Source organism: Gemmobacter nanjingensis (assembly GCF_014652195.1).
In the GTDB taxonomy this organism is placed as follows: domain Bacteria; phylum Pseudomonadota; class Alphaproteobacteria; order Rhodobacterales; family Rhodobacteraceae; genus Gemmobacter; species Gemmobacter caeni.
The window spans coordinates 1-18,214 of sequence record NZ_BMYI01000015.1; the positions used below are offsets into that span (position 1 = coordinate 1).

Consider the following 18,214-nt stretch of genomic DNA (forward strand, 5'->3'; position numbering starts at 1 on the left):
TGATCCATGAAACGCGCCCCTCGCAGCCGTCAACGCCATGATTTATATGCGAAATATCACGATTACGACAGCGAAATCAGCGACTTACTTGGAGAATGTGGGTTCATGTCACTGGTCGAGGCCGTCGCCAATGTGATCGTCGGCTATTGCGTCGCGGTCGGCACACAGATGCTGATGTTCCCGATGTTCGGGCTTCACACGACGCTGGCGCAGAACCTCAAGATGGGCGCAGTGTTCACCGTTGTTAGCATTGCGCGTTCCTTCGCCTTGCGGCGGGTGTTCGAGGCGATCCGTTGCGCGATGAACAAGGAAGACCGACGTTAGGCCGATCACCACCAAGCGGTTTCGAAGTTGCCGCTATACCACTCAGATCCTATGGTTTCTCCGAGTTGGAGGCGGCTGCTGATTTAACTTGCTGCCCAGAGATTTGGATCGAGATTGTAGTGCTGCAGAACCAAGAAGACGGAAATAGCGACGCCGCCGACTTGCTTCCAGACGGCCTAGAGGCGTTGCGGCGGGAGCTCGGCCTCAGGGATGTGATGGGGTTGATCGAGAGGACTGCGCAATGGGTCGATCCGCAAACATTCGAGTATCTTCCCGTCTGGTATCCAGAACATGCGCGACGCGCCCTGTTCTATAAGGCGAACTGGTCTGAGCCGCAGATGAACCGTAATCGGCAGACGGGCGCGATCATCCACAAATTCGAAGGAAACATTCACGCGAACAAGGCTCTAACGCTCGCACTGGGCCTTCGTGCCGAGGAAAGGCCGAACTGGTCATGCTGCCATATATGGGGTGTCGATGATGCCGCTTATCAGATCAGCAATGCCGTGGTGCAGGATCGGCGCTTCTTTTCCTGCGTAGCGAACATGGTCCTTCTCCCCACGCCGCTTAAAGCATTCACGGACGTCATGAGCGAAGTGAAGATGATGCTGCGCGTATGCGCGTTGCAACTCTACGGTTGGTCCTGTGACCATGAGGAGGTCGCAGACAACGCGCGGCAGGTGGCGGAATGGTCGGATTGGGAGGCTTACCCGGAAAGCTGGCCGAAGCCTGATCGGCCCTCGCGCCCTCTCGGAACGGCCAACTTCTCGGCGAGGATCAAGGACGCGGCAGACCGCAGGAAGGCCGCCATTCGCAAGGATCTAGCATCTGCGGGCCCGCACTATCCTCGGGATGATGTCCGCAAGGTGCTCGACTACTGGAACATCTTGCTTTGAGACAAATAAGCCGCCGCCGCGAGGGGCGGCGGTATTCCGACTGGCGTGGAGCGCGGCGCTAGTCGCGCGGCAGGCTGTAGACCCGCCCGCGCCCCTCGACCTTCTCTGAGGTTACTTCGAGCCCGAGCTTCTTCTTCAGCGCCCCGGCCATTGCGCCGCGCACCGTGTGCGACTGCCAGCCCGTGGCGGCGGTGATCTCCTCAATAGTCGCGCCGTCTGGCGCGCGCAGCATGGCGATCAGCGTGGCTTGCTTGGTCCCCTCGCGCGGGGCGCGCGCCTTGGGCGCGGGTTCCGACTGTGTAGCGGTATCCGTCGTGGGCGTGTCGCTCGGCGCGCCGTTGGTGCCCGTGGGCGCGGTGCGTGCATCGTCCGGCTCGATGCCGATGGCGGAAAGCCCTGCGTCGGTGGCGACCAGCGTGGTGCCATGGCCGTCGCCGGTCTCGCGCCACACGGGCTCGCCCTTGCGCAGGTCGGCGTCGACCTCCTGCAGAAGGCCTTTGGCGATCATCGTGCCTACCACCTTGGCGGCGCCCCCGCCGCGCAGGCTCTTGGGCAGCGGCAGGGCGATGTGCTCGGGCCGCCGGGCGGCGGCGCTTAGGATCATTGCTTGGGTGTCGGAAAGCTGGGTCATCGTCTTCTCCCGTATCGGAGCGCGCGGGATGCGGGCCCTTCTACGAGGTCGAGCCCGCCAGTCGGCGGGCGGGACCGGAAGCGGGTCGTGTCACTCGGCGTGTTCGCCTTCCTTGAAGGCCATGTCGGTGATCTCGCGCAGCTTGGCGCGGTAGTGGTTCAGGGTGCCGACGTGCCCCCAATTGATCTCGTCGGGGTGGATCTCGAAATGGTCGGCGCTGAGGGCCGCGAGTCGCTCCAGCATTGCGTCGATCTCGGTCTTGGCGGCAATGAAGGCGTCGAGGGCGTTGGAGTTGTCAGTCGCGCGGCGGGTCATCCTGATGTCTCCGTGGTGAGTTTCATCGTCCTTCTGGAGACACGTTCCCTCTGTTCGCAATGCTTATCAACGAGATAAGCGAATGATATTGAATGATAATCGGAGCCGACGATGCAGGGCATGAGCGAGCGCCAGTACGCCGCCCATGTGGGGCTGTCGCGCGGCGCGATCCAGAAAGCGAAGACGGCCGAGCGGCTGGTGCTCTATTCCGACGGCAGCATCAACGCGGCCGCCAGTGACGCGCGGCGCGCCGAGACGACGGACCCGTCGAAGATCCGCAAGCCGCCCGAACCGAAGCTGAAGCCGGTCCCAGAGGCAGCCGTGGCTGCCGTCGGCGACACGCTCCGCGAACAGGGTCTGGCGGTACCCGCCGTCGGCGGGGGCACGACCTTCCTGCAGGCCAAGACCGCCAACGAGGTACTGAAGGCGCAGGAACGGCGCATCCGGCTTCAAAAGCTGAAGGGGGAATTGATCGAGCGGGCCCGCGCGCTGTCGCTGGTGTTCCGCCTGGCGCGTGAGATGCGGGACGCATGGGTGATCTGGCCTGCGCGCGCGGCGGCGCTGATGGCGGCCGATCTGGGCGTCGAGCCAGCCGCGATGCAGAAGGTTCTGGAGAAACATGTCCGCGCCCACCTCGACGAACTTGCCGAGGTCCGGCCCGACTTCCGATAAGAGCAGCGTTGATCCTGATAGCCTGACGGACTTCGACGGCGCGGGCGAGATCCTGCGGTCCTGGGGCAGCGGCCTGCGGCCCGACCCGGACCTGACCGTCTCGGAATGGGCGGATCGCCACCGCATGCTCTCGGGCCGCGCCTCGGCTGAACCGGGGCGGTATCGCACGGGGCGCACGCCCTACATGCGCGAGATCATGGACCGGCTTTCGCCCGGTGACCCCGCGCAGCGGATCGTGTTCATGAAGGCGGCGCAGGTCGGCGCGACCGAGGCTGGCAACAACTGGATCGGCTTTGCCATCCACCAGGCGCCGGGCCCGATGCTGGCGGTCCAGCCCACGGTGGAACTGGCCAAGCGCAACTCGCGCCAGCGGATCGACCCGCTGATCGACGAGAGCCCCGAGCTGCGGGAACGGGTGAAACCGGCACGATCCCGCGATGCGGGCAACACGATGCTGTCGAAGGAGTTCGCAGGCGGCATCCTGATCATGACCGGGGCCAACTCGGCAGTGGGCCTGCGCTCCACTCCTGCGCGGTACATCTTCCTCGACGAGGTAGATGCCTATCCCGCCTCGGCCGACGAGGAAGGCGATCCGGTCACGCTGGCAGAAGCACGGTCACTGACCTTCGCCCATCGGCGCAAGGTGCTGCTGGTTTCGACCCCCACCATCCGGGGGCTGAGCCGGATCGAACGCGAATACGAGGCCAGCGACCAGCGGCGGTATTTCGTGCCGTGCCCTCATTGCGGTGCGATGCAGTGGCTGAAGTTCGACCGCCTGCATTGGCAGAAGGGCAAGCCAGAGTCGGCGGAATATCATTGCGAGGGCTGCGAGCAGCCCATCTCGGAGCACCACAAGACAGCGATGCTGGAGGGCGGCGAATGGCGGGCGACCGCCATGGCCGCCGACCCGACCACGGTCGGCTACCACCTCTCGGCGCTCTATTCGCCGGTGGGCTGGCTCAGCTGGCAACGCATCGCGCGCGGATGGGAGGCGGCTCAAGGGTCGGACGAGGCGATCAAGGCGTTCCGCAACACGATCCTCGGCGAGACATGGGTCGAAACCGGGGAAGCCCCCGACTGGCAGCGGCTCTACGACCGCCGCGAGGTTTGGAGACCGGGTACCGTTCCTGCGGGCGGGCTGTTCCTGACCGCCGGGGCCGACGTGCAGAAGGACCGGATCGAGGTCGACGTCTGGGCCTGGGGACGTGGTCTGGAAAGTTGGCTCATCGATCACGTCGTGATTGAAGGCGGGCCGGATCGGCACGACGCATGGTCGGAACTGACCGCACTGCTCGACAGGTCCTGGCCGCACGAACGCGGCGCGCAGCTCAGGATCGCGCGGCTGGCCATCGACACTGGCTATGAGGCCCCGGCGGTCTATTCCTGGTCGCGGGCGCAGGGGTTTGGGCAGGTGTCGCCGGTCAAGGGCGTTGAGGGGTTCAATCGCTCGAGCCCGGTCTCGGGTCCGACCTTCGTCGATGCGACTGAAGGCGGCAAACGCCTGCGGCGCGGAGCGCGGCTCTGGACCGTGGCGGTGTCGACCTTCAAGGCCGAGACCTACCGCTTCCTCCGGCTGGAACGGCCGACGGCTGAGGAGCGCGCCGAGGGCGCTGCCTTCCCACCCGGAACGATTCACCTGCCGACATGGGTGGAAAGCGAGTGGCTGAAGCAGGTCGTCGCCGAACAACTGGTGACGGTCCGCACGAAGCGGGGCTTCGCCAAGCTGGAATGGCAGAAGCTTCGGGAGCGGAACGAGGCGCTGGACTGCCGGGTCTATGCCCGCGCCGCCGCCTGGATCGCGGGGGCGGATCGCTGGCCCGATGAGAAATGGCGCGACCTCGAGGATCAGCTCGGGGCGGCGCCGTCGGAAACGGATGGCGCGGGGTGGGTCAACTGGCCGCAATCCTCACCCCAGGGAAAACGGCAGTCGGACTGGCTTGGCCGACGCGGAGGATGGTTCTGACATGACCGACTGGACGGAAACCGAGCTCTCGGCGCTGCGCCGGGCCTATGCCAGCGGCACGACCCGGGTCAGCTATGATGGAAAATCCGTCGACTACGGCTCGGCTGAGGATCTGCTGGCACGCATCCGCACCATCGAACGTGCGATCACGGGCACCACGCGGCCTTTGCCTGTGGCCGGGCTGGCGGGCTTCTCGCGTGGGGACCGGTAATGTCGGCGAACTGGTTCGACAGAGCCATCGCCTCGGTCGCCCCTCGGGCAGCTGCTCGCCGAGTTCTGGCACGGCAAGCCTTTGAGACCCTGACGCGGGGCTATGACGGCGCGGCGAAGGGGCGCCGCACGGACGGGTGGCGCGCGCCGGGATCCTCGGCGGATACCGAGATTGGCGTAGCCGGGGCGCTTCTGCGCGACAGGATGCGCGATCTGGTGCGCAACAACCCGCATGCAGCCAAGGCGGTGGCGGTGCTGGTGAATAACATCATCGGCGCGGGGATCATGCCCCGTGCCGCCAGTGGCGATGACACGCGCGACCGGAAAGTCGATGCACTGTTCACCCGCTGGACGGCGGAGTGCGACGCCGACGGCCAGCTCGACTTCTACGGGCTGCAAACGCTGATCTGCCGCGAGATGGTCGAGGCGGGCGAGGTGCTGGTGCGTCGCCGTTTGCGGCGATCCTCGGACGGGCTAGTCGTGCCGTTGCAATTACAGGTGCTGGAGGCCGACTTCCTCGACGCCGCCAAGTCCGGCGCCTTGGGCGACGGACGTCTGGTGCAGGGGATCGAATTCGACCCGGTCGGCAAGCGCCGGGCCTATTGGCTCCATGCCGCGCATCCGGGCGATGCCTGGGGCGCACTTCAGGGCGGGCTCGGATCGCGACCGGTCCCTGCAACCGAGATTGCCCATGTCTATGAGAAACAGCGCACGCAGGCGCGTGGCGTTCCCTGGGGCGCGCCGGTGATCCGGTCGTTGCGCGATCTCGACGACTACGAGGTCGCCGAACTGGTCCGCAAGAAGACCGAGGCCTGCGTCACCGCCATCGTATTCGGCGACGATGAGGCACAACAGGGCATCGCGCCCTCGGTGGTCGATGCCGATGGAAACCGGGTTGAACAGTTCGAACCGGGGCTGATCGCCTATGCCCGCGGCGGCAAGGACATCCGGTTCAACCAGCCCGCCGCCACCGGCGGCTATGGCGAATACAAGCGCGCCAGCCTGCACACGATCTCGGCGGGGTTCCGGGTGCCCTACGAGCTGCTGACCGGAGACCTGTCCCAGGTCAACTATTCCTCGATCCGGGCGGGGCTGGTCGAGTTCCGCCGGATGATCGACGCTGTCCAATGGCAGCTCTTCATCCCGATGCTCTGTGCCCCGGTCTGGCGCTGGTTCATCGAAGCCGCATGGGCAGCGGGACACATCCCGACGCCGGACGTGCCGGTCGAATGGTCACCGCCGAAGTTCGATGCCGTCGATCCCTACAAGGATGCGATGGCCGACCTGCTGGCGATCCGGACTGGCACCATGACGCTGGCGCAAGCCATCGCACGGCAAGGGCACAACCCGGACGCCGTGCTGGCAGAAATCGCCGCCACCAATGCCAAGCTCGACGGCCTCGGCCTCGTGCTCGACAGCGATCCGCGCCGCGTCACCAAGACCGGCAGCGCGCAGGCGGGCGACCCGACCGACGAACCGGCCGCCCCCGCATCCGAACCAGAGAAGGAATAGGGCCATGCCCGACACGATGATGGCGGCCCCGGTCGCCTTGCCGATGCAGCTGCGGCGCGCGCCAATCCTGCCCGCGACCGTTAATTCCGAGTCCAGATCGGTGGACGTCGTCTTCACCACCGGCGCGGCCGTGCGGCGGCAGCGCTGGACCGGGTGGGACACCTCCGTGCCCTTCGACGAGATCCTCGAGGTGAGCGAGCGGGCCGTGGACCTGACGCGCCTCAATGCCGGAGCCCCGGCGCTCGACAGCCATTCGGTCTGGTCGTCCCATTCGCAGGTTGGCGTCGTCGAGCGCGCCTGGATCGAGGGCAAGGAAGGCAAGGCCACCATCCGTTTCCCGCGCGAAGGGCTCGACCAGGCCGCCGACCGCATGTTTGGCCTGATCACCGACGGCATCATCCGCAACGTCTCGGTCGGCTATTCCATCGAGCGGGTGAAGGTGGTCGAACCCGCCGCCAAGGGCGAGGTCGAGCAGCGCATCGTCGAGCGCTGGACGCCACTCGAGGTCAGCTTCGTGACCGTTCCCGCCGATCCCCGCGCGCAGGTCCGCGCCGCCGATCAAGCCAACTATCCCGTCGAAATCGTCGACACCCGCATGCAAAAGGAGGCATCCATGCCTGAGAGCACGACCACCGTGGCCGGGGATGTCCCCGCCAGCACCGAGACCCGCCAGCAGCCCGTCGCGGCCCCGGCGAACCCTGAACCGACGGCAGCGCGCATGCCTGAACCGGCGCTTGCGCCCGATACCGAGGCCATTGCCACTCGCGCCCGTGAGGCCGAGCGCGACCGCGTTTCCACCATCTACGATCTGACCGGTCGCCTGAACCTCGAACGCAGCTTCGCCGAGGATCTGGTCAAGCGCGGCGTCAGCGTGGACGAGTCCCGCCGCCTGATCCTCGATCAGGTCGCGGCCAAGTCCGACGAGACCCGGACGTTCCCCCATGTCGCGATCCCCCTCGGCGGCCGGGACGAGCGGATCACCCGCCGCGACGCGGTGGCCAATGCGCTGCTGCACCGCTACAGCCCGACACTGTTCCCGCTAGAGGATGCCGCGCGCCAGTATCGCGGAATGACGCTGCTGGAACTGGCCCGCGAAAGCCTCGGCAATGCCGGGGTCAACACGCGCGGCCTCTCGCGCGACGAGGTCGCGACGCGCGCACTGCATTCGACCTCGGACTTCCCCGAGATCCTTTCGGCGGTCACCAACAAGACCCTTCGGCAGGCCTATGACGCCTATCCCCGGACCTTCGCGCTCTTCTGTCGCCAGGTGCTGGCTACCGACTTCAAGTCCATGCACCGCGTCCAGCTGGGCGAGGCGCCGCAGCTTCTGGAAGTGGGCGAAAGCGGCGAGTTCAAGCGCGGCACGCTTGGCGAGAGCAAGGAGAGCTACCGCGTGAAGACCTATGGCCGGGTCGTGGCGATCACCCGGCAGGTGCTGATCAACGACGATCTCGACGCCTTCACCCGGATCCCGGCAATGTATGGCAATTCCATCGCGCAGCTGGAAAGCGATGTCGTCTGGGGCATCATCACCGCCAACCCGGCGATGGCCGACGGCAATGCGCTGTTCCACACCACGCACAAGAACCTCGCAGGCACCGGTGCGGCGCTGGATGTGGCGAGCGTCGGGGCGGCGCGGGCGGCGATGGCGCTGCAGACGGGCCTCGACAAGAAGACGGTGCTGAACATCCGGCCCGCCTTCCTTATCGTCCCCGCGGCGCTCGAACTGAAGGCCGAGCAGCTGGTGGCCCAGAACCTCGTCCCCGCCGACAGCGCCAAGGTGGTGCCGCAGTCGATCCGGACGCTCTCACCGATCAGCGAGCCGCGCCTCGACGCGGCCAGCGCTACCTCCTGGTATTTGGCGGCGAGCCCGAACCAGATCGACACCATCGAATACGCCTATCTCGAGGGTCAGCAGGGCGCCTACATCGAGACCCGCAACGGCTTCGACGTCGACGGGGTCGAGATCAAGTGCCGCCTCGACTTCGGCGCCAAGGCCATCGACTGGCGCGGCCTCTACAAGAACCCGGGCGCGTAACCAGCGCCCAATGACGAAGCCTGACACACGGGCGGTCCAATCGGGCCGCCCTTCGTCTTTCCACGAGGATCCTTCCCATGAAAAACTACGTCCAGCCCGGCAACACCATCACACTGACCGCGCCTTATGCCGTTACCTCGGGCGATGGCTTGCTCGTCGGTTCCATCTTCGGTGTGGCAACCCGCACCGCCGCCCTAGGCGAAACCGTCGAGACCACGCTCGTCGGCGTGTTTGATCTGACCAAGGTCGGCAGCCAGGCATGGGCTGCGGGGGCCAAGGTATATTGGGACAACACCAACAAGCGCTGCACCACCGTCGCGACCGACAACACCCTGATCGGCGTGGCGACCGAGGCCGTGGCGAGTGGCGCGGGCGACACCATCGGCCGGGTGCGGCTGAACGCGAGCTTCTGATGTCAGCGTTCTACGCCGCTGTTGGTGCGCTCTTCGCCGATCCGAACATCGGCCGGGAGGCGGTCTACATTACCGAAGGCGGCGCGCCCCAGTTGGTGCGCATCGTCGCCCGGCGCGCCGATGCGGTCACCGACTTTGGCGAGGCGCGCCTCTGGTCCGAGACTACCCGCGTCGACCTGCGCGTGGCTGAAGTGCCCAACCCGCGCCCCGGTGACCGGATCGAGATCGACGGCGATGCCTTCCTCATTCAGGGCGAGCCAGTCCGTGACCGCGAGCGGCTGGTCTGGACCGTCGACTTGAGGCCAGTGTGATCGCCATGAAGCTGAAGCTCGACATCGATCCCGACATCGTCGCTATGATGGCGGCCGAGGTGGCGGCAGGCGAGCGCGCGGTGTCCGCCGCAATCCGCGAAGCCGGGACCGGGCTGAAGAGTGCCTGGCGGCTGCAGATCACCGGCGCAGGGCTCGGGGCCCGGCTTGCCCGTACCATCCGGTCAGAACAGTTTCCGAAGGCCACGCCCAGCCTGAACGCGGCGGCCATGGTCTGGTCCAACGCCCCCGTCATCGTCGGTGCCCATGACACCGGCCCGTTGATCCGGTCGAAGAACGGCTTCTGGCTGGCGATCCCCACGCCCGCCGCAGGAAAGTCCCTGCGCGGTGGCCGGATCACCCCCGGCGAATGGGAACGCCGCACCGGGCTGAAGCTGCGCTTCATCTATCGCCGCCGGGGCCCGAGCCTGCTGGTGGCCGAGGGCCGGTTGAACACGAAGGGCCGCGCCGTAGCGTCACGGTCGAAAACCGGCCGGGGCCTCGTGACCGCGCCGATCTTCCTGCTGGTGCCGCAGGTCAAGTTGCCTAAGCGCCTCGACCTCGCGCGGGATGCAGAGCGGGCGCATGACGAAGTGCCGGGGCTGATCGTGGCGAATTGGGTGGAAGGATAAGTCGGGTTTTGATCGCGAAAAGGCGCAGCATCACCGATCAATTGGGCGCAGACCGCTTTTCTCGAGCCCCAGTTCGGACATCCTTAGCGATTAGTTTCTGTACATGTTGCTGTAAGGTTCGTTGCTCAGCAGCAATAATGGCCGCCTCTAGCTCAACAACATACTGGTACCAGTCGCGCATGAACGCCTTGCGAGGAGACTCAATGAGTGCTTCTACCGCCTCGGCCATCAGTTCGTGCCCCCGGATCCATGAGCTCACTCGTACGATGTCTAAAGCTGCTATTTGCGCCGTGAGATCCGCTTGGATAGCATCATTCTGTCGGTTCAGCGCCACAGTCCATTGGCCATGAGCAAGTTTGTTCCTGCATAGACTTGGGTCGAACACGTGGCGATCTATGACCTCAAAAAGCTTCTTCTTCGTGTTTGGCTGAAAGCTACCTCGTTTTGCGTCGAGGTGACGCAAGCCAAGATCAACGGCCTTCTTCCAAGCGGAAGCAATACCTTCGCCCTTTGCCTCCTGTATCTGTCTGATCTCGTCGATTTCGAACCCATAGGGCGTGTGGATTATTTTGGAGAAATTCGCTTCAGCCCAGGAACAAAAAATTAGTGCATAAGTCTTGGTAAAAGCTGAAACTCGCGCTTGGTCGTTCGAGCGAAGCGCTTCGTTGACACATCGGTGTACTTGCAGCAGCGCCGTCTTCAATGAACGCGCATTTTGCACTTGAGATTGGAAGACTGCTAGTTTCGCTGCTTGGTCCATGGTCATCCCGGGCTGTCGAGAACTGGGCAGAGGCCCCGCTCTCGACAGCCCGGAATCGAACCGGGACTTCTGATCAAAGATCAGTGCCTCTGCCATATTAAGGCTACTGCCGCTCCGTGCGAATACGGCCCAAGAGAGTTGGCTGTCAAGGACTCAAGTTTGGCTTCACCGACTGGCGTTCCGCAAAGCGGCTGACGCACCACTAAACCGCGAGTACGACAATGCTCACCGTCCGCGAAACCATCCTCACCGCGCTGCACGTGCGGCTCGCGGTGTTGCCCGCTACCGCCCTGCGCGGCGACGTGCTGCCCGAGCGCGTGCCCACTGCGGGCCTGCTGATCCTGCGGGACGGCGAGCCGGGGGAGCCCGAGGTGACGCTGTCGCCGCTGGCCTATCACTACCAGCACCGCGCCGAAATCGAGGCTGTGGTTCAGTGCACTGACCGTGACGTCGCCTTCGATACGCTCTGCGCCAGCGTCGGCGCGACGATTGCAGCCGACCGGACGCTGGGCGGGCTCTGCGACTGGGTCGAGGCCGAAGCCCCGCGCCCGGTCGATCTGGCCGTGGAGGGTGCGGCCAACTTGAAGGCGGCCGTGATCCCGGTCGTGCTGCACTATTCCACTGCCGACCCGCTGGCTTGATGCTCATGCCGCCGAATGGGACGCGTCGAGCCAGGACAGGAATGTGATCAGCCCAAATTCTGTCAGGCGTTGCGGTCAGGAGCGTCGCCCAGCATCCACAGCAGAAGGACTGCCAGAATGGGCGAGAAGAAAAGGCTCACAATAACCCAGCCGATGGCACTCCGTCCGCGCGCTTCTGCCATCCGGGCGGGCAACAGGATGAACAGCCACAGCGTGAACCAAAGGGCCACGAGGCCGAAGAGCAGGGCGACGAGGCCCTCCATCACTTCGCGAACCGTGCTCTTGGGCGCGCGTTGTCGGATCCCTGGTTACCGGCAGGTGCCATAATACCCTCCGGAATACCGGCAGTACTCGGTTGCCACGCCGGAGCGGATCATTTCTGCGGCGATGTCCCGGCCATCAGGCAGGAAACACTGGGCGACGAGGCGACCGTACCGATCAATGTCGACAACGGCGCAGCTCAGGCGCTTGCCGGAGATCAGGCCGCTCAGGGTGGCAGTAGCAGTCGAACCCCCGCGATGGTTCCATTCCGGCGCATCGAGACCCCAGACCCGGATACGGCGGGACTCTCCGCTCAGTGTGAAGGTGTCTCCGTCAAGGATTTTGCTGACCCTTGCCTCAAACATATCGGACGAGCGGGTTTGCGCCTTGGTCTCGCTTACGAGGGCGGCCCCAATCGCAAGGACGACCATAAGAAAAAGCGCACGGCGGAACGGGCGGGTGACGCGGCGAATGAGAAACGTTCCAATCATTGCGACAGCAGACCCGAGAAACGCCTCTGCTGCAAGACAACCATCGACTGCTTAAGGAAAAAAGGACCTATCCATGGCACGTGCGCAAGGCGCGCGGGCGCAGATGGCGCTCGCGTTCGAGACCACCTACGGCACCCCGCCCGCGGGCGGCTTCACCAAGATGACGTTCGCTAGCACCACATTGGGGTCGGAACAGCCGCTCCTGAACAGCGAGCTTCTGGGCTACGGCCGCGACCCGCTGGCGCCGATCAAGGACGCAGTGACGGCGGACGGCAATGTTGTCGTTCCAATCGACGCGGCGGCCTTCGGCTTCTGGCTGAAGGCGGCGTTCGGGACGCCCGTGACGACCGGCGCTGCACCGGGGCCATTCACCCACGAGTTCCGCTCCGGCGCCTGGTCGCTTCCGTCGATGTCAATCGAGACCGGCATGCCGGAAGTGCCGCGCTATGTCATGTACTCGGGCTGCGTCCTCGACAGCCTCAGCTGGCAGATGCAGCGATCGGGGCTCCTGACTGCGACGGCCAGCCTTGTCGCCCAAGGGGAAGCCATCTCAAGTGCCTCCGCAGCGGGCACACCGGCAGAACTCGACCTCCAGCGCTTCGGCCATTTCAACGGGGCGATCACGCGGAACGGTCAGCCGCTCGGCAACATCATCTCGGCCGAGATCACCTATGCCAACAATCTCGACCGGGTTGAGACGATCCGCTCGGACGGCCGGATCGACGGGGCAGGCCCGTCCATCGCTGCGCTCACTGGCAAGATCGAGGTGCGCTTCGCCGATCAGGTGCTCGTGAACCAGGCCATCGCGGGGGATCCCTGCGCGCTGACCTTCGCCTACACGCTGCCATCCGGGGAGAGTTTCAGCTTCACGGCGCACGCCGTCTATCTGCCGCGCCCCCGGATCGAGATCCCGGGGCCGCAGGGCATCCAGGCCACCTTTGACTGGCAGGCCGCTCGCGACACCACGCTCGGGCGGATGTGCACCGCCACGCTCGTCAACGACATCGAGGAATACTGATCATGCTGCGCCTGAACCTCGCCCGTGAGGCTTGCTGGCTGGACCTTGCGCTGGGCGTACGCATCAAGGTCGAGCCCCTGACGACCGCCATCATGGTTGCGGCCCGCACCGACCCGGCCGTGCGCGCCATCGCGCCTGGCACGCCCGATGACAGCATCGCGGTTATCTTCGCCAAGGCCATCGCCGCCCGCGCCATTGTCGATTGGGAGGGTGTTGGCAACGAGGACGACCAGCCCATCCCAGTCAGCCCTGAAGCCATCGACGCCCTTCTGGATCTCTGGCCGATCTTCGAGAAGTTCCAGACCGCCTATGTCGCCCAGGGACTGGAGCTCGAGGCGGAAAAAAACGTCTCACCGCCCTCGCTGACTGGGTCTTCGGCGGGGGCGACGGATACTGCCAGGCCTGTGAAGGGCGCTGCCCGGACTGCCCGCAAATCCTGAACGCGCCTCTGAGCCTCGAGGGCTGGCAGGTCTGGGATCTGGCGCAGCGCATGGGCGGCCAGATCCGCGCCATCCCCGGCGCTGTCCTCGGCTGGGACATGACCGCCGCACTGGCCATGGCCTCCGCCATGGGCATTTCCCCGCGCGCCGTCGTCGAACTCCTGCCGGTGATCGAAGCCGCCATGGTGCGCAAGCTGAACGAAGAGAGAGAAGGTCGCCGTGATGGCTGAGAAACGGGTCTCTGTCCGCCTCGCGGCCGTGGGCGGCCGCCAGGTTCGCGCCGAACTGGAGGGGATCGGCGAGGCCGGGACGCGCGGCTTCGGCCACCTCTCTCGTGAGATGGAGGCCGCGAACACCCGGCTTGCCGCCTTTGCACGCCGGGCCGGGATCGCCATGGCTGCGGCCGCCTCCGCCGCCACGGCGGGGCTTGGCATCATCGTGCGCAACGCGGCCCAGAGCGCCGACCAGATCCGGCAGTTCGCACAAGTGGCCAATGCCACACCCGAGAGTTTCCAGCGCTGGGCGGCAGGGGCGCGCACGGTCGGGGTCGAGCAGGAGAAGCTGGCCGACATCTTGAAGGACGTGAACGACCGGGTGGGGGATTTCCTGCAGACCGGCGGCGGGCCGATGAAGGACTTCTTCGAACAGATTGCCCCGCGTGTAGGGGTCACGGCCGAAGAGTTCGCCCGCCTCACGGGGCCGGAAGCGCTGCAGCTCTATGTGACCTCGCTCGAGAAGGCTGGGCTCAGCCAGCAGGAGATGACCTTCTATCTCGAGGCCATGGCATCGGATGCTACACGCCTCCTGCCGCTTCTGCGCGATGGCGGGGCCGAGATGACGCGTTTCGGCGATCAGGCCCGCTCGGTTGGCGCGATCCTTGACGGCGAGGCGCTCTCCTCGCTCCGCCAGACCCAGATCGCACTGGGCAGTCTCGGCATGGTCTTCGACGGGATCCGCAACCAGATCGCCGTCGCTGTCGCGCCTGCCGTGACCTGGCTCGCCGAGGCCTTCGTGACGCTGGCCTCCGAAGGTGGCGCGCTGCGCACGGCCCTCGATGCGCTGGGTGAGAACCTGGGGCGCATGGCGTCCTATGCCGCGGCTTTCGTGGGCATCATGGCAGGCCGCTGGGTGGCAGGTCTGGCGGCCGCGGTCCTCTCCGTGCGAGGCCTCGCGACGGCCCTCGTCGTACTGCGCGGTGCGCTGATCCGCACCGGCATCGGGGCGCTGATCGTGGGCGCGGGCGAGTTGATCTTCCAGTTCGGGCGACTGGTCCAGGGCACGGGCAGAGTCGGGGCCGCGCTGGGCTTGCTCGGTGATCTCGCCCGCGAGGTCTGGGACCGCATGAAGCTCGGCATGGTGGCGCTCGGTCTCTCGATCCTGGCGGGATGGGCCGAGATCAGCGCGGGTATCACCGCCGCCTTGCAGACCGGCCTCGAGGCGGTGGTGGGGTTCGGGAATGCCACGCTGAACACGTTTCAGGGGGCGATGGAGGCCGTGAAGGTGCTCTGGTCGGCCCTGCCTGCCACCATCGGAGAGTTCGCCTATGGCGCGGCCAATGCGCTGATCGGCGGGGTCGAGGCCATGCTGAATGGTGTGGCCGCGCGCATCGACGGCTTCCTCGAAGGCATCAATGCCGGTCTCGATGTCCTGGGCATCGAGAAGCGTGTGCCGCTGATCGGCACCATCGAACTGGGCGGAATCGAGAACCCGTTTGAGGGGGCGGCGGCCAATGCCGGGGCGGAAGCGCGTGCGGCGTTCGAGGCCGCGTTCAACAGCGATCCCATCGCGCCGCCCGATCTGGGGCTGACGGCGGCGGCCGAAGCGGCGCGGGGCGAAGCGGCAAGGCTGCGCGACATGATGGGTGAAGTTGCGACTGCCGCCACCGCGCCCCTGCAGTCCGTCGCGGCCCTGCGGAACGCCGTCTCGGCCTCCGGCACCGAGGCAGCGGCAGGGCTCGAGGATGCAGAAACGGCGGCAACCGGCCTCGGGACCGCCCTTCAGGGGGCAGGCGACGCTGCGGAAGCCGCAGGCAGTTCGGGGCGCGGCGCGGGCAACGCGCTGCGTGAGGGGGCCGATGCCGCAAAGAACGCCTGGGAGGCCACGGCCGAGGCGGTCCGCAAGGCGCAGGAGAAGTCCCGCGAGATCGCCCAAGGCCTCGCGCAGGACATCACCGGTCCGATCAAGGAAGCCCTGACTTCGGGCGAGTTCACCTGGGAGACATTCGCCGGGGCGATTTCGCGGATCGCGCAGAACCTCGCCACCCGGCTGATCGATCTCGCCTTCAAGCCGATCGAGAACGCCCTGATCAACGCCTTCTCGGGTGGTGGCGGCTTCTTCGGCAGCCTCTTCGGCTTTGCCAAGGGTGGGGTCTTTGCCGGTGGAGCGGAACTGACCGCCTTCGCGCGGGGTGGCGTCGTGAACCGGCCGACAGTGTTTCCCTTCGCCAAGGGCGTGGGCCTGATGGGCGAGGCTGGGCCCGAAGCCATCCTGCCCCTGCGGCGTGGCAAGGGCGGCAGGCTTGGCGTCGAGATGAACGGCGATGGTGCCGCCGCAGCCGCATCCATGTCGACGCGCATCATCAACGTGCTCGACCCCTCCGTGGTCGGCGATTACCTCGCCACGCCCTCGGGGGAACGGGCGATCCTGAACGTGATCCGTCGCAATCGGGGCGCCATCAATGCCTGAACCCATCTGGCCTTTTCCGGCTGCGCAGGAGATCACCGAGGTTCTGGAATGGCGCACGGATGTGCTGCAGTCGCAGGCAGGCGAACAGCGCATCGCACTGCGCTCCCGCCCGCGCGAGATCGTCACCCTCCAGCATCGGCTCGACGCGCTGGGCATGGCGCGCGCGGCAGAACTGGTGCGGGCGGGGTTTGCAGGGGAATGGCGGGTGCCGCTCTGGCACATGGCGGTGCAGCCGACCGGGGATGTGGCGCAGGGGGCGACCGAGATTGCGGTCGACACCAGCGTAGCGGATTTCCGGGCGGGGGATGCTGTGGCCGTTGCGGTGGACGGGCGGGAGGCATCGGTTGCTGAGATCGCTGATATCGAGGCGGATCGGCTGATCCTGGCGGAACCGCTGGCAACGCAACTGCCTGGAGCATCCGTGGCTGCAGCGCGCATCACCGTTGCGCCGGTGCGGTCGGGAATTCCTTCGGCCCCTGTCGAGATCGTACGCCGTCGCCAGAATGACGGGATGGTCACCGCCACCTTCCTGCTGCGCGATGCTCCTGATCTGTCCGCACCGGTCATGCCGACCTATCTCGGCCGTCCGGTCCAGACCGACCCGAGCCTGACCCGTTCGCCGATCACCGCCAGCCTGCGCCGCGCCGTGGAATACGTCGACAACGGTTTCGGGCCGGTCGTGGTCGAACCGCTGCGGGATCTGTTTGAGAGGGGCGAGGCGATCACCCTGAAGGCGCAAGGCGCGGCGGAAAGTTGGGCGTTGCGCTGTTGGCTGTGGTCGTTGCGCGGCAGGCAAACCAGCTTTTGGCTGCCGACTTGGGGGCGCGAGCTGCAACTGCGCGCGGCCATGACCTCCGGGTCCACGCTGATGCGCGTGTCGCCGGTCGCGGAACTGGCGGGTTATGTGGGGCGCGCGATCCTTCTCGAGATGCCGAGCGGGTTCCGGTTCCGGACGATCAACGCGGCTTGGGCGGATGGCGCGGATCATCGGCTGACACTGTCTTCGAGCCTCGGCGAGCCGGTGGCCATCGGCACGAGGGTGCATTCCCTGACGCGGGTGCGGTCGGATGCGGATCGGATCGAGATCCGGCATGGGGCCGTGGCGAGCGAGGTGACACTGCCAGTCGTGGAGGTTGCGGAATGACCTACACCACCATCGAGTCCTCCACCGCCGAGGGCCGCCCCTACTACCTCTACCAGTTCGTCGAGGGCGATCAGCTCTGGCGCTTCACCAGCCGGGCCACGGACTGGACCAGCGCTGCCAGCGAAGGCGGGACGATCGAATGGGAGGCCGCGGCCATCTCCCATGGCGATGTGGTGCAGACGAGCGAGATCGAACGCGGGCGGCTGGAATTGACCTGGCCGCTCTCGCACCCCTTTGCGCGACGGTTCCTCGCGCCCTTGGGCAATACGCCGGTGACGCTGACCATCTTCCGGGGCCATGAGCAGGTGCTGGGCGAGACGGTCGCGCACTGGAAGGGCCGCGTGGTGGGCGCCGAGGTCGAGGGCGTTCGGATCCTGCTGAACTGTGAATCCGTTTTCAGCACGCTGCGACGGGCCGGGGTGCGTGCAAAATACCAGCGGCTTTGCCGCCATGCTCTCTACGGCCGCAGCTGCGGGCTCGACATCGGGTTACACTGGCAAACCGGGACGGTGACGGCCGTCGCGGGCAACGCGCTGACGATCCCGGAGGCGGCGGCACAGCCTGATGGCTGGTTCCGCGGCGGGGTGCTGCGCTTTGGGGCGCAGCTTGGCTTCATCACCGGCCATGTCGGAACGACCCTGACCCTGTCGCGCCCGATGCCCGAACTGGCGGCAGCCCTCGCAGCCCCCGAGGTCGATCCCGAGACCGGTGACCCTTTGCCGGTGGTAGCTGACCTCGCCCCCGGCTGCGACCTGCGCGCTTCCACCTGTGCGGACAAGTTCGGCAATCTCGCGAACTTCGGCGGCTTCCCAGAGATCCCCGGCCGCAATCCCTTCGGCGGCAGTTCCATCATCTGAGTA

22 protein-coding genes are annotated in these 18,214 nt (G+C 66.1%); 17 read left to right on the top strand and 5 right to left on the bottom strand.

Annotated features, from left to right (window positions below):
* The first annotated feature begins 105 nt into the window (after positions 1-105).
* A complete protein-coding gene (locus IE126_RS19115) occupies positions 106-324 on the top strand; it encodes a DUF7220 family protein (protein WP_189381874.1) in 219 nt (72 codons plus the stop codon).
* Between the two features lie 119 nt (positions 325-443).
* Positions 444-1,220 carry a hypothetical protein gene (locus tag IE126_RS19120; RefSeq protein ID WP_229825671.1) on the top strand — a complete coding sequence of 259 codons (777 nt, stop codon included), beginning with the start codon at positions 444-446 and terminating at the stop codon, positions 1,218-1,220.
* Positions 1,221-1,278: 58 nt separating this feature from the next.
* Here the strand turns inward: IE126_RS19120 and IE126_RS19125 are convergent, their stop codons facing one another.
* A complete protein-coding gene (locus IE126_RS19125) occupies positions 1,279-1,851 on the bottom strand; it encodes a DUF3489 domain-containing protein (protein WP_189381875.1) in 573 nt (190 codons plus the stop codon).
* A gap of 90 nt (positions 1,852-1,941) precedes the next feature.
* Positions 1,942-2,166: a hypothetical protein gene (locus IE126_RS19130; protein ID WP_189381876.1), complete on the bottom strand. Its 225-nt coding sequence runs from the start codon at positions 2,164-2,166 to the stop codon at positions 1,942-1,944.
* 111 nt (positions 2,167-2,277) lie between these two features.
* On the opposite strand from IE126_RS19130, the gene IE126_RS19135 reads away from it, so the two are divergent.
* The 8 genes from IE126_RS19135 (at position 2,278) to IE126_RS19170 (ending at position 9,914) form a co-directional block, all read left to right on the top strand.
* Positions 2,278-2,838 (top strand): hypothetical protein, encoded by a 561-nt coding sequence (locus tag IE126_RS19135; RefSeq protein ID WP_189381877.1) that lies wholly within the window; start codon positions 2,278-2,280, stop codon positions 2,836-2,838.
* Positions 2,786-4,801: a phage terminase large subunit family protein gene (locus IE126_RS19140; protein WP_189381878.1), complete on the top strand. Its 2,016-nt coding sequence runs from the start codon at positions 2,786-2,788 to the stop codon at positions 4,799-4,801. The genes IE126_RS19135 and IE126_RS19140 overlap by 53 nt, the downstream gene beginning before the upstream one ends.
* Before the next feature lies 1 nt (position 4,802).
* The gene (locus IE126_RS19145) at positions 4,803-5,012 is read left to right on the top strand and encodes a phage head-tail joining protein (RefSeq protein WP_189381879.1); all 210 of its coding nucleotides are present in this window, start codon (positions 4,803-4,805) and stop codon (positions 5,010-5,012) included.
* Entirely contained in the window at positions 5,012-6,523 is a 1,512-nt protein-coding gene (locus tag IE126_RS19150) for a phage portal protein (protein ID WP_189381880.1), read from the top strand. Before IE126_RS19145 ends, IE126_RS19150 begins: the two co-directional genes overlap by 1 nt.
* Positions 6,524-6,527: 4 nt before the next feature.
* Complete coding sequence (locus tag IE126_RS19155) at positions 6,528-8,561, top strand: prohead protease/major capsid protein fusion protein (protein ID WP_229825673.1); 2,034 nt, start codon at positions 6,528-6,530, stop codon at positions 8,559-8,561.
* A gap of 77 nt (positions 8,562-8,638) precedes the next feature.
* The gene (locus IE126_RS19160; RefSeq protein WP_189381881.1) at positions 8,639-8,974 is read left to right on the top strand and encodes a DUF2190 family protein; all 336 of its coding nucleotides are present in this window, start codon (positions 8,639-8,641) and stop codon (positions 8,972-8,974) included.
* Positions 8,974-9,285, top strand: a complete 312-nt coding sequence (locus IE126_RS19165) for a head-tail joining protein (RefSeq protein WP_189381882.1) — start codon at positions 8,974-8,976, stop codon at positions 9,283-9,285. Before IE126_RS19160 ends, IE126_RS19165 begins: the two co-directional genes overlap by 1 nt.
* Positions 9,286-9,290: 5 nt before the next feature.
* Positions 9,291-9,914 (top strand): DUF6441 family protein, encoded by a 624-nt coding sequence (locus IE126_RS19170; protein WP_189381942.1) that lies wholly within the window; start codon positions 9,291-9,293, stop codon positions 9,912-9,914.
* A 37-nt stretch (positions 9,915-9,951) separates the two neighbouring features.
* On the opposite strand, the gene IE126_RS19175 is transcribed toward IE126_RS19170, so the two are convergent.
* Positions 9,952-10,680 carry a hypothetical protein gene (locus tag IE126_RS19175; protein ID WP_189381883.1) on the bottom strand — a complete coding sequence of 243 codons (729 nt, stop codon included), beginning with the start codon at positions 10,678-10,680 and terminating at the stop codon, positions 9,952-9,954.
* Between the two features lie 215 nt (positions 10,681-10,895).
* Here IE126_RS19175 and IE126_RS19180 point away from each other — a divergent pair, with 215 nt between their 5' ends.
* Entirely contained in the window at positions 10,896-11,315 is a 420-nt protein-coding gene (locus IE126_RS19180) for an acyl-CoA transferase (RefSeq protein WP_189381884.1), read from the top strand.
* Between the two features lie 62 nt (positions 11,316-11,377).
* On the opposite strand, the gene IE126_RS19185 is transcribed toward IE126_RS19180, so the two are convergent.
* Both IE126_RS19185 and IE126_RS19190 read right to left on the bottom strand, forming a co-directional pair.
* Positions 11,378-11,578, bottom strand: a complete 201-nt coding sequence (locus tag IE126_RS19185; RefSeq protein ID WP_189381885.1) for a hypothetical protein — start codon at positions 11,576-11,578, stop codon at positions 11,378-11,380.
* Positions 11,579-11,623: 45 nt separating this feature from the next.
* Positions 11,624-12,067 carry a thermonuclease family protein gene (locus tag IE126_RS19190; RefSeq protein ID WP_189381886.1) on the bottom strand — a complete coding sequence of 148 codons (444 nt, stop codon included), beginning with the start codon at positions 12,065-12,067 and terminating at the stop codon, positions 11,624-11,626.
* A gap of 73 nt (positions 12,068-12,140) precedes the next feature.
* Between IE126_RS19190 and IE126_RS19195 the strand changes: the two genes are divergently transcribed.
* The 6 genes from IE126_RS19195 to IE126_RS19220 are packed head-to-tail and all read left to right on the top strand — an operon-like array spanning position 12,141 to position 18,211.
* Positions 12,141-13,085 (top strand): phage tail tube protein, encoded by a 945-nt coding sequence (locus IE126_RS19195; RefSeq protein ID WP_189381887.1) that lies wholly within the window; start codon positions 12,141-12,143, stop codon positions 13,083-13,085.
* 2 nt (positions 13,086-13,087) lie between these two features.
* On the top strand, positions 13,088-13,525 hold the full coding sequence (locus IE126_RS19200) for a hypothetical protein (protein WP_189381888.1): 438 nt from the start codon (positions 13,088-13,090) through the stop codon (positions 13,523-13,525).
* A gap of 50 nt (positions 13,526-13,575) precedes the next feature.
* The gene (locus IE126_RS19205; protein ID WP_126976333.1) at positions 13,576-13,755 is read left to right on the top strand and encodes a DUF7697 family protein; all 180 of its coding nucleotides are present in this window, start codon (positions 13,576-13,578) and stop codon (positions 13,753-13,755) included.
* Positions 13,748-16,210, top strand: coding sequence for a phage tail tape measure protein (locus IE126_RS19210; RefSeq protein WP_189381889.1), 2,463 nt, complete (start codon positions 13,748-13,750; stop codon positions 16,208-16,210). The genes IE126_RS19205 and IE126_RS19210 overlap by 8 nt, the downstream gene beginning before the upstream one ends.
* Positions 16,203-17,354 carry a hypothetical protein gene (locus IE126_RS19215; protein ID WP_189381890.1) on the top strand — a complete coding sequence of 384 codons (1,152 nt, stop codon included), beginning with the start codon at positions 16,203-16,205 and terminating at the stop codon, positions 17,352-17,354. The genes IE126_RS19210 and IE126_RS19215 overlap by 8 nt, the downstream gene beginning before the upstream one ends.
* A complete protein-coding gene (locus IE126_RS19220) occupies positions 17,351-18,211 on the top strand; it encodes a phage BR0599 family protein (RefSeq protein ID WP_189381891.1) in 861 nt (286 codons plus the stop codon). The genes IE126_RS19215 and IE126_RS19220 overlap by 4 nt, the downstream gene beginning before the upstream one ends.
* Positions 18,212-18,214: the final 3 nt, after the last annotated feature.

Coding starts and splice junctions, on each gene's coding strand:
- IE126_RS19195 (WP_189381887.1), top strand. CDS start 12,141: ATGGCACGTGCGCAAGGCGCGCGGGCGCAGATGGCGCTCGCGTTCGAG.
- IE126_RS19200 (WP_189381888.1), top strand. CDS start 13,088: ATGCTGCGCCTGAACCTCGCCCGTGAGGCTTGCTGGCTGGACCTTGCG.
- IE126_RS19135 (WP_189381877.1), top strand. CDS start 2,278: ATGCAGGGCATGAGCGAGCGCCAGTACGCCGCCCATGTGGGGCTGTCG.
- IE126_RS19220 (WP_189381891.1), top strand. CDS start 17,351: ATGACCTACACCACCATCGAGTCCTCCACCGCCGAGGGCCGCCCCTAC.
- IE126_RS19180 (WP_189381884.1), top strand. CDS start 10,896: ATGCTCACCGTCCGCGAAACCATCCTCACCGCGCTGCACGTGCGGCTC.
- IE126_RS19205 (WP_126976333.1), top strand. CDS start 13,576: ATGGGCGGCCAGATCCGCGCCATCCCCGGCGCTGTCCTCGGCTGGGAC.
- IE126_RS19125 (WP_189381875.1), bottom strand. CDS start 1,851: ATGACCCAGCTTTCCGACACCCAAGCAATGATCCTAAGCGCCGCCGCC.
- IE126_RS19215 (WP_189381890.1), top strand. CDS start 16,203: ATGCCTGAACCCATCTGGCCTTTTCCGGCTGCGCAGGAGATCACCGAG.
- IE126_RS19170 (WP_189381942.1), top strand. CDS start 9,291: ATGAAGCTGAAGCTCGACATCGATCCCGACATCGTCGCTATGATGGCG.
- IE126_RS19175 (WP_189381883.1), bottom strand. CDS start 10,680: ATGACCATGGACCAAGCAGCGAAACTAGCAGTCTTCCAATCTCAAGTG.
- IE126_RS19190 (WP_189381886.1), bottom strand. CDS start 12,067: ATGATTGGAACGTTTCTCATTCGCCGCGTCACCCGCCCGTTCCGCCGT.
- IE126_RS19130 (WP_189381876.1), bottom strand. CDS start 2,166: ATGACCCGCCGCGCGACTGACAACTCCAACGCCCTCGACGCCTTCATT.
- IE126_RS19165 (WP_189381882.1), top strand. CDS start 8,974: ATGTCAGCGTTCTACGCCGCTGTTGGTGCGCTCTTCGCCGATCCGAAC.
- IE126_RS19185 (WP_189381885.1), bottom strand. CDS start 11,578: ATGGAGGGCCTCGTCGCCCTGCTCTTCGGCCTCGTGGCCCTTTGGTTC.
- IE126_RS19140 (WP_189381878.1), top strand. CDS start 2,786: ATGTCCGCGCCCACCTCGACGAACTTGCCGAGGTCCGGCCCGACTTCC.
- IE126_RS19160 (WP_189381881.1), top strand. CDS start 8,639: ATGAAAAACTACGTCCAGCCCGGCAACACCATCACACTGACCGCGCCT.
- IE126_RS19145 (WP_189381879.1), top strand. CDS start 4,803: ATGACCGACTGGACGGAAACCGAGCTCTCGGCGCTGCGCCGGGCCTAT.
- IE126_RS19115 (WP_189381874.1), top strand. CDS start 106: ATGTCACTGGTCGAGGCCGTCGCCAATGTGATCGTCGGCTATTGCGTC.
- IE126_RS19155 (WP_229825673.1), top strand. CDS start 6,528: ATGCCCGACACGATGATGGCGGCCCCGGTCGCCTTGCCGATGCAGCTG.
- IE126_RS19210 (WP_189381889.1), top strand. CDS start 13,748: ATGGCTGAGAAACGGGTCTCTGTCCGCCTCGCGGCCGTGGGCGGCCGC.
- IE126_RS19150 (WP_189381880.1), top strand. CDS start 5,012: ATGTCGGCGAACTGGTTCGACAGAGCCATCGCCTCGGTCGCCCCTCGG.